A 9217-nucleotide genomic window follows, 5' to 3' on the forward strand; every position below is an offset into this window, starting at 1 on the left:
GCGCACCGCTTCGAGGTGATCGACCACGCGCTCGCGCCCATGCCGGCGGGCCCCGAGCGGGAGGCGCTCGCGCTCGCGCTGGCCGTGGTGATCAGCGCCGAGTCGCTGTTCACGCTGCTCGACCTGTGCGGCCTGGACCCGGAGGCGGCGACGGTGAGTCTGGTCGCCACGGCCCGCAGGTGCGCGTCGCGCGGGTGAGGACGGGGGCCGTGCCTCCGGGCGGACCGGCAGGGCTGAGCCGTGGTCGTCCACTCGACGCTCGCTCACCCACAGCGCTGCCGGAAACCCGGGTCCTCGCGACCCGGTTGGGCGGAGTCCTTCGCGAGCAGACGTCGCCGGGCGTGGTCTCCTCCTGGCGCCGACGCCACCTGCGCTCACACCCCGAAGGTGTCCCGGTCCACGATGACCCGGTCGATCTCGCCCTCCCCCGCCACCTGGCCCTCGCCGTCGACCGCGCGCACCGCGAAGGTGAGCCGGCCCTTCTCGTCGGGCCCGGAGAGGACCTCCGCGGTGCAGCCGATCGTGCCGCCGACCGCCGTCGGGGCGCGGTGCTTCACCCGCACGGCCGTCCCGACGGTCGTGCGGCCGTCCTCGAGCAGCGACGCCGCGGTCGCGACCGTCGCCGCCTCGAGCCAGGCCACCAGCCGCGGCGTGCCGAGGACGGGCACGTCCCCACTGCCGAGGGCGATCGCGGTGTCGGCGTCGGTCACGTCGTGGAGCATCGCGGCATCCTAGGTGCCTGCGGCTCGTGAGCACTTTTCCGCCCTATGACACGGGAAAGTGCTCACGAGCGCGAAGCGCACCTACATCGACGGCGCATCCGCGTTCGACGGCGTCGTCTTCTGCGCGACGATGTGGTCGTGGTTCCGCTTGATGTACTCACCGGCGCGGACGGCCAGGGCACCGATCGTCGACGTCGGGTTCACCGCGGCACCCGTCGTCAGGGTCGACCCGTCCACCACGAACAGATTGGGCAGATCCCACGTCTGACACCACTTGTTGAGCACCGAGTCCTGCGGCGTGTTGCCCATCCGGCAGGTCCCCATGAGGTGCCAGGCCGGGGGCGGGTAGAGCACGCCGGTGTCGTTTGTCTCGACCGCGCCGACCGCCCGCGTCGCCTCGAAAATCTTCTCGATCCCGTACTCCGCGAGCGCGACGTCGTTGGGGTGCAGCTCGTAGTTCACGTGCGCGGCGGGGATGCCGTCGGAGTCGGTGACCTCCGGATCGAGGGTCACCGTGTTCGTCTCCACCGGCAGGTCCTCGCCGAACATGAACACCATGAGGTGGTTGGCGAAGTGGTTCGCGAAGAAATCGCGGTGCTTCTCGCCCCACGGTGCCGTGTACCCGGTGTGCGTCCCCATCGCGGCGTAGGACGGGCCGAACGAGCGCGCCACCTGCATGCCGAATCCGTTGACGAATCCGCGGTCCACATCGGTGTGGTAGAACTCGTGCGAGTACATCGGTGACCCGAACGAGCCCTTGAACCCCTCGACGGGCTCGTCGAACCACGAGTCGCAGAACGCGAACACGTGGTGCATGAGGTACTTCCCGACGATGCCGTTGGCGTTCGCCAGGCCGTTCTCGTGACCCTTCTGCGCGCTCTGCAGCAACAGGCGCGGCGAGCCGATCCCGTTCGCCGCGAGCACCACGATCTTCGCCCGGATCTCGTGGCGCTCGCCGGTGGTGCGGTCGATGTAGACCGCGCCGGTGGCCTTCCCGCCGTCGGCGGTGATCGTCTCGACGCGCGACATGGGACGCAGGTCGACCCCGGCGCGGACGGCGTAGGGCCAGTGCGCGTGGGCCGGCGTGGACAGCGACCCCGTCGGGCTGCCGGAGAGCTCGTTGCCCATCCCCACGTCGGCCTCGCGGTTCTCGCGGGGCCGGGTGATGACGGCGTTGTCGCTCGGCCACCAGTGCCAGCCGAGGTCGCGGGAGGCCTTCGCGTACTTCAGGCCGAGCTTGCCGGGCAGCACCATCGGGTCGCGCTGGGCGTTCTTGCGGTCCGGGTACGACGGGTCGCCGATCAGGCCGGAGATGCCGTAGATCGCGTCGTTGCGGTCGTAGAACGGCGCCAGGTCCTCGTACGAGATCGGCCAGTCGATCGTGCCCTCGAGGCCGTGCTCGGTGCCCTTGCGGAAGTCGACCGGCTTGTACCGCGGCCAGTGCCCGGCGTAGTGCACCGTCGAACCGCCGACGTTGTTCATCATGTACGGCGTCGTCGTCCCGGTGACCGGATAGTCCTCGGGGAGCTGGCGGACGTTGGGGTCGTAGGCCCAGCCGCGCTGCTTCTCGATCTCCCACTCGTCGTGGTAGTGCGGGTGCTCCGGGGGCGTGACCCACGGTCCCTGCTCCAGGCAGACGATCGTGGCGCCGGTGTCCTTGAGCTCGTAGGCGACGCCGGCCCCCCCGGGCCCGGCGCCGATGATCAGGACGTCGACGTCTTCGTAACCGGCCATGGGTGCCTCACTTCGTCCAGGTGAGCTTCGACAGGTCGACGCGCTCGACCTGGTCGGTCTCGAGGTAGGAACCGTTCTCGTTCGCCTGCGCGAGGGTCGTCTCGTCCCACGGCTCGAGGGACTGGATGTAGCCGTAGGGCAGCGGCGGGCCGTGGTAGTCCTTGCCGGCCGGGACGTTCCGCCGGATCGCGAGGACGACCTCGGGCCGCGAGTAGTAGCCGTAGTAGACGAGCGCGCGGATCTGCTCGAAGAACGGGTCCTCGGCCTGCTCCAGCGCCTCGAACGACGCCGCCCGCGCCGCCGAATCGGCGTCGACGAAGGCCTGCCCCAGATCGTCCAGGGCCGCGGTGAAGGAATCGCACTCCGCGAAGGGGAAGTGCTTGTTCCGGTACCCGCTCGGGGTGATGTAGCGCCCGCAGAAGGCCACGAGGTCGACCTCGCTCGCGGACGGCCACCCCGGTGCGGGCGGGATGATGGTGTCCGCGAGGGCGTCGATCACCGCGGCCTGGGTGTCGCTGAACCGCACGGGCTGCTCGAGGCCGCCGAGGCGGGGGCGGCCGTTCTCGAAGAACCCGCCTCCCCATCCCGGCGTCACGGTGGTCTCGGGGGCGCCGAACGGGGCGGCCTTCTCCCCCAGGGCGTTGTCCATGCGTCTCCTCCTTAGGGCTCCGCCCATGTGAACGGATGTGGTCGTCGGGACGACGAAAATCGTTCACATGCGCGCTAGCGCAACCGTCGCTCGTCGACCACGCGCCGTGCCTTGTGCTCGGCGCGCTCGAGCGTGTTGGCGTCGACGGACTCGAAGGTCACGCGGACGCCGAGGAAGGACTGCAGGCCGGAGCCGGTGCTGCGCTCGAACTCGGCGCGCTCCCCGACCGGGAGGGTGGTCTCGGCCCGGACGATCATCTCGTCCATCGAGCCGGTGCGCCGCACGACGATCCGGTGCTCGCCGCCGTAGTCCGCCACCCCGCGCAGGTAGTTGTCGACCTCCGTCGGGTACACGTTCTCGCCCCGGATGTGGATCATGTCGTCGATCCGGCCGTACACCCCGTCGGGCAGCTTCGGGTACGTGCGCCCGCACGGGTTGTCCTCCATGACCCAGCGCGTCAGGTCGTTGGAGGCGAGCCGGATCATCGGCTGCGAGGTCCGCTCGAGGTGGGTGTAGACCGGGGTGCCCTCGCTGCCGTAGGGCACCGTCCGGAACGACGACGGGTCGCAGACCTCGTGCCAGACGATGTCCTGCCAGAGCAGCATCCCGTCCGGGGTCCCGGCCGTGGCCGACGCCGACATGAACGGCGTCATCTCGGCCATCGTCCCGCAGTCGATCACCGTCGCGCCGAACGCGTCCTCGATGGCCTTCCGCACCGTCGGCACCGAGGCGCCCGGCTCGCCGGAGAAGAACATGACTTTGAGGCCGAACTCCCGCGGGTCGATCTTCTCGGCCTCGGCGACCTCGGCGAGGCGCAGCGCGTACGACGGCGTCGCGTAGAAGGCCGCCGGCTTCACCCGCGCGAGCCAGGTGACCGCCCGCGACGTCATACCCTGGGCGCCGGCACCGAACGGCAGGACCCGGCACCGGAGCCGCTCGGCGGCGGTCATCGCGCCCCACGAGCCGAGGTACAGCGAGAACAGCGCCGCGACGAACACCGTGTCGCCGGGCCGCACGCCCATCCCCCACAGGATGCGGGCCTGGTTGTCGGCGATGACCTCCCAGTCACGGCGGCCCAGCGCGAACGCCGTCGGGGCACCCGTCGTCCCGGACGTGCCGTGGATGTGGTGGACCTCGGACTCCTCGCAGCACAGGTAGTCCCCGAACGGCGGGTGGTTCGCCTGGGACTCCCGCATCTCGGCCTTCGTCACCACCGGGACCTGCTCGAACGCCTCGAACGACGTGACGTCGGCGGGCCTCAGGTCCACCGCGTCCCACTTGGCCCGGTAGAACGGCGACGTGGCGTACGCGTACTCCATGACCTCGCGCAGCCGGACGAGGACGGCGGCGTCGCGCTCGGCCGGGTCCATCGTCTCGCGGACCGGGAACCAGTACGGGGACTCCGGGTCGGGCAGGTAGTCCTGGTCGTAGCGGGTGGGGAACGCCCACTCCTCCATCGCGGCCGTCACGGCTTCCTCCGCTCGATCTCGGCGTCGTTCCACGGGGTGAGGGCCTGGTAGTCGGGGACGAACCCGAGGCCCTTGCCTGCGTCGGGGGACGGCGCGTCCTGGGTGGTGACGACGTCGACGACGGCGGGTGCGTGCGCCAGGGCGCGCCGGATCGCGTCCTCCAGGTCGGCGGCGTCGGTGACCCGTTCGCCGTGGGCCCCGAACGCGCGGGCCATCCCCGCGTAGTCGGAGTCGGCGAGCTCGGTCCCGACGACGAGGCCGTAGTTCTCGGCCTGGTCGTGGCGTTCGATGTTCCAGGCGCGGTTGTTGGAGACGATCACGACGACCCTCGCCCCGTGGCGGACCGCGGTGTCGATCTCGGTGGCGGTGATCCCGAGGGCGCCGTCCCCGGTCACGGCGACCACCGGGCGGTCGGGGTACGCCAGCGACGCGGCGATCCCGAACGGCGTCGCGACCCCGAGGCAGCCGAACGCGCCGGCGTCGAGGTAGCGCGCGCAGCGGGTGATCCCGAGACGGGCGAAGGAGAGCAGGTCCCCGCCGTCGGCGATCATGATCGTGTCGCCGAGGTCCACCGCATCGCCGTCGAGGGCGTCGAGCGCCCCGAAGATGCGGTTCGGGTGGATGTGGCCGTCGGCGCCGTTCGCGGTGGTGTGCAGCCCCTGGCGGTAGTCCTCGGCGCGCGTGCGGTGCGTGGCCTTGAGCTCGTCCCGCCACGACGTGTCGGGCTGGTGGTCCTTGAGCGCGTCGGCGATCGCCCCGAGCGCCGCGCCCGGCTCGGCGAGGATCTCGACCTCGCCGCGGCGGTTGTCGATCAGCTCGCTCGCGGTGTCGGAGATCCGCACGACCGCCGCGTGCGGGAACACCGCCGGCGACCCGAAGCCGAGCTGGTAGTCGAGCTGGCGGCCGACCGTGATCAGCAGGTCGGTGTCGCGCATGACCGCGGACCGGGCGCTCCCGACGGCCGCCGGGTGCGAGTCCGGGACGAGCCCGCGGCTCTCCTGCGTGTCCAGGTAGGCCGCACCGCTCACGTCGAGCAGCCGGATCAGGTCCGTCCCATCGGTGGTCCGGGCCCCGCGCCCGCTGATCACCGCGGGCTTCGAGGCGGCCCGGACCAGCTCCGCGACCGCCGCGACGTCGTCGGGGTGGGGCTGCGGGCGGCGGCGCGGCTTCGCCCGCAGGTGCTCCTCGGTCACCAGCGCGGGGGGTACCTCCTGGCGGAGCACGTCGGTGGGGATCTCGAGGTAGACCGGTCCGGGCTCACCGCGGTCGCCGGCCGCCCGTGCCCAGGCCTCGTCGAACTCCCGCAGCACCTGGTCGGCGCTGCGCAGGGTGCGGGACACCCGCGTGACCGGCGCGAGGATCGCGGTGTGCGGGATGTCCTGCAGCGGTCCCATGTTCGACTGCGGGATCGGCGGGCAGCCGCCGATGAGCAGCAGCGGGATGCGGGAGACCGAGGCGTTCGCGACCGCGGTGACGGTGTTCGTGACGCCGGGCCCGGCCGTCACCATCGCGACCGCGGTCTGCCCGGTCAGCTCGGTGTGGGCGTGGGCCATGTGCACCGCCGAGCCCTCGTCGCGGACGTCGACGATGCGCACCCCGTGTCGGGCCAGCCGGTCCCAGATCGGCTGGATGTGCCCACCCTGCAGGCCGAACACCCGGTCGACCCCGTGCTCGACGAGGAACCGCGCCACCACCTCGGCGACCTGCACCGGACCGTCCGCCGCCATGGAGCCTCCCCGTCGAGTGACCAGCCGCCGACGATCACCGGGTGACCGCCGTCACTCGACGGTGCCGTATTCTGAATTCAGAAGTCAATGGTCTCGGCTGATCGACTCATATCGGGCATCGAGCACGGTCCGCGCTACCGTGAAGCCGTCCGACCCGGTCGTACGGCCCACGCCGCGGCCGGGCGCCCTGAGGACGAGGCACCACCGGGGGTGGGATGACCGCGCTGCCGCAGATGCCGTCGCGGACCGACCAGGTCTTCGAGGCGATCGTCGACGACATCTGCACGGGTCGACTCACCCCCGGCACACCGCTGCGGCAGGAACAGCTCGCCGACCGGTTCAACGTGTCGCGCCAGCCGATCCAGCAGGCGTTGCTGCTGCTGCGCAACCAGGGGCTGGTCCGCGAGTTCGGCCGGCGCGGTCTCGAGGTGGCGCCGCTGGAGCCCGCCTTCGTCAGCCACCTCTACGAGCTGCGGGCGGTCCTCGACGGCCAGTCGGCCCGGCTCGCGGCGTCCCGGCGCGACGACGCGTGGCTGCGGCACGCCGACGAGATCGTCGCCGCCGGGAACCAGGCGCTCGCCGACCGCGCCTTCGCGCAGATGATCCGCGGCGACGTCGAGTTCCACCGCTCCGTGGTGGAGGCCTCGGGCAACCCGCTGCTCGTCGAGAGCGCCGGGGTGATGTGGCGCAACGTGCAGCGGGTGATGAGCGAGGTGCTCCTCCAGGGCGGCGCGCCGGCCTGGGTGTGGGAGGACCACGCCGCGATCCTCGAGGCCATCCGCGACCGTGACGGTGAGGCCGCCGAGGCCCTGTCGCGCCGCCACGCCGAGCACGGGGAGCGGCTCATCCTCGACGCGATGGGCGAAGCCGCGTCCGGGTCCGCCTGACGCGGCTCGGCATCAGCCCGACGTCGCCTCGCGGTGGAGCCCGAGCAGGTGGCGGTAGGCCGCCGCGCTCATCTCGTTGAACCCCTGCTCGTCCTCGCTGGTCTCCCGGCGCACCTTCCCGGGCACGCCCGCGACGAGCGAGCCCGGCGGCACCGTCACCCCCTGCGAGATCACCGCGCCCGCCGCGATCACCGAGCCGCGCCCGACCGTGGCGCCGTTCATGATCACCGCTCCCATCCCGACGAGGCACCCGTCCTCGACGGTGCACCCGTGCACGACCGCGCGGTGCCCGACCGTCACGTTCTCCCCCACCGTGCAGGGGAAGCCGGGGTCGGCGTGCAGCACCGAGCCGTCCTGGATGTTCGAGCCGGCCCCGACCGTGATGGTGTCGTTGTCGGCCCGCACGACCGCGCCGTACCAGATGCCGACCTCCGGGCCGAGGGTCGCGCGGCCGGCGACGACGGCGCCGGGCGCGATCCAGGCGGTGGGGTCGACCTGCGGGGTGTGGCCGTCGACGGTGACGAGCAGGGGGTCCATGGCGGACATGATCCCGGAGAGTGCGGCGGGACGCGTCGCATCCGACGCGTTCCGCCGCACGGACGTCGCTCGGCCGCGCCGTCGGCTCAGACGTCGGCGGCAGCCGGGGCGCCACGGGCGCCGGGCAGCTCCCGCCCGGCGTCGTCGTCCCCGGCCTCCGGCTCCCGCTCCGCGTCCGCGAAGGTGGCGGGCCCGGGCTCGGGCCCGATGACGGGGTCCGTCGTGCCCGCCCAGCGCATCCGGTCGGGCGTCGAGGTGACCGCGACGGGCAGCATCGACGGCGGTGGCGCGGGCTCCCCCGTGACCGGGTCGACCGGCTCGGGAGGACCCGGGTGCGGGACCACCGGCTCGAGCCCCGGCAGTCCCTCGGGGGGGACGGCCGGCACGTCGGGCTCCGCAGGCTCGACCTGCCACCGTCCGTCCACGGGACGGCGTTGCAGGGTCGGGCCCGCGGTGAGCGCCTCGGTCGGGACCGCGGCCATCCGCCGCCGGGTCCGGGTGATCGAGCGTGCGTTGCCCGCGGCGAGGACCACCGCCAGGACGAGGGCGTCGCCGTGCGGGTCGGGGACCTCGCGCAGCAGGTGCACGCGTCCGTCGTCGGTCTCGACGGTCAGGGTCACCCCGGCCCCCGGCCGCTCCGCGGTGAGGGCCGGGGCCGCCCGGGCGAGGTCGGCGTGACCGGCCCCCAGCAGCTCGAGATCCCCGATGTCGGGGTCCCGGCTGCAGGCGTCGAGAACGAAGCCGCTCCCAAGGTCGACGAGGGTCGCGGCGACCACCCGCCGGTCCTCGAGCAGCGACGCCAGCACCGTCGAGAGCCCGTCGGAACGGACGCAGGTGACGTGCCGGTGTCGTCCCACGTCAGGCGGTCAGCGCCGACCGGCCTGCTGGTAGTAGCCCTGGTCGACGGCGGCGCCGCCGGCGCTCGCGTCGTCCATCGTGAAGCGCTGGGCGATCATGCGCAGGTCACGGCGGGCCATGGCGAGGTTCGCCTGCTGGCGGTTGAGGACCAGGTAGAAGAAGAACTTGTCCTCGTCGTTCCGCGAGTAGACGGGGCGGATGAGGTGGTACTGCGTGTCGAGGGTGATGAGGATGTCCTCGATCGTCTCGCGCAGGCCGAGCTTCTGCATCACGTCGAACTTGGCGCGGACGACCTCGCTGTTGCCGGGGGCGGCGACGTCGAGGTCGAACTCCGCGCTCCCGCCGCGCGAGCCGAGGGTCATGCCGCTCTCGTAGTCGACGATGGCGACGGCGAAGGCCCCCTTGATGTTGGTCGCGGCGTTGAGGACGTAGTCGATGTCAGCCATGGGGTGTGTTCTCCGTCGGGGGGTTTCGGGGACGTTCAGGACAGGCGACGCAGGCCGGCGAGAAGCCGCCTCAGCACCGAGTGCTCGGTGGTGAACGCTGCGGTCCCGGCCACGGCGGCCGTGGGGTTGACCGTCGGGACGGATCGGGAGGCCGCGGGCAGGCGCGGGGCCAGGTGGGCCCCGGGGCT

10 protein-coding genes are annotated in these 9217 nt (G+C 72.3%); 2 read left to right on the forward strand and 8 right to left on the reverse strand.

The features are described 5' to 3' along the window. A partial coding sequence (locus AC0CYZ_RS02225; RefSeq protein WP_472211908.1) for a hypothetical protein occupies positions 1–198 on the forward strand: 198 nt, incomplete at its 5' end. Positions 199–374: 176 nt separating this feature from the next. Here AC0CYZ_RS02225 and AC0CYZ_RS02230 read toward each other — a convergent pair. The 5 genes from AC0CYZ_RS02230 to AC0CYZ_RS02250 form a co-directional block, all read right to left on the reverse strand. Then, positions 375–722 (reverse strand): thioesterase family protein, encoded by a 348-nt coding sequence (locus AC0CYZ_RS02230; RefSeq protein WP_472211911.1) that lies wholly within the window; start codon positions 720–722, stop codon positions 375–377. Between the two features lie 81 nt (positions 723–803). Next, positions 804–2456, reverse strand: coding sequence for a GMC family oxidoreductase (locus AC0CYZ_RS02235; protein ID WP_472211914.1), 1653 nt, complete (start codon positions 2454–2456; stop codon positions 804–806). A 7-nt stretch (positions 2457–2463) separates the two neighbouring features. Further along, positions 2464–3105 carry a gluconate 2-dehydrogenase subunit 3 family protein gene (locus AC0CYZ_RS02240; RefSeq protein WP_472211917.1) on the reverse strand — a complete coding sequence of 214 codons (642 nt, stop codon included), beginning with the start codon at positions 3103–3105 and terminating at the stop codon, positions 2464–2466. A 74-nt stretch (positions 3106–3179) separates the two neighbouring features. Further along, positions 3180–4574 carry a phenylacetate--CoA ligase family protein gene (locus tag AC0CYZ_RS02245; protein ID WP_472211920.1) on the reverse strand — a complete coding sequence of 465 codons (1395 nt, stop codon included), beginning with the start codon at positions 4572–4574 and terminating at the stop codon, positions 3180–3182. Then, positions 4571–6301 carry a thiamine pyrophosphate-binding protein gene (locus tag AC0CYZ_RS02250; RefSeq protein WP_472211923.1) on the reverse strand — a complete coding sequence of 577 codons (1731 nt, stop codon included), beginning with the start codon at positions 6299–6301 and terminating at the stop codon, positions 4571–4573. Before AC0CYZ_RS02250 ends, AC0CYZ_RS02245 begins: the two co-directional genes overlap by 4 nt. A 215-nt stretch (positions 6302–6516) precedes the next feature. Here AC0CYZ_RS02250 and AC0CYZ_RS02255 point away from each other — a divergent pair, with 215 nt between their 5' ends. Further along, entirely contained in the window at positions 6517–7188 is a 672-nt protein-coding gene (locus AC0CYZ_RS02255) for a GntR family transcriptional regulator (protein ID WP_472211926.1), read from the forward strand. A 12-nt stretch (positions 7189–7200) separates the two neighbouring features. Here AC0CYZ_RS02255 and AC0CYZ_RS02260 read toward each other — a convergent pair whose 3' ends face one another. The 3 genes from AC0CYZ_RS02260 to AC0CYZ_RS02270 all read right to left on the reverse strand — a co-directional run bounded on the left by AC0CYZ_RS02260 (position 7201) and on the right by AC0CYZ_RS02270 (position 9029). Further along, a complete protein-coding gene (locus AC0CYZ_RS02260) occupies positions 7201–7725 on the reverse strand; it encodes a gamma carbonic anhydrase family protein (RefSeq protein ID WP_472211929.1) in 525 nt (174 codons plus the stop codon). A gap of 86 nt (positions 7726–7811) precedes the next feature. Further along, positions 7812–8582 (reverse strand): hypothetical protein, encoded by a 771-nt coding sequence (locus AC0CYZ_RS02265; protein ID WP_472211932.1) that lies wholly within the window; start codon positions 8580–8582, stop codon positions 7812–7814. A 9-nt stretch (positions 8583–8591) separates the two neighbouring features. After that, the gene (locus tag AC0CYZ_RS02270; RefSeq protein WP_472211935.1) at positions 8592–9029 is read right to left on the reverse strand and encodes a hypothetical protein; all 438 of its coding nucleotides are present in this window, start codon (positions 9027–9029) and stop codon (positions 8592–8594) included. Positions 9030–9217: the final 188 nt, after the last annotated feature.

It is taken from the genome of Actinomycetospora sp., from assembly GCF_055612215.1.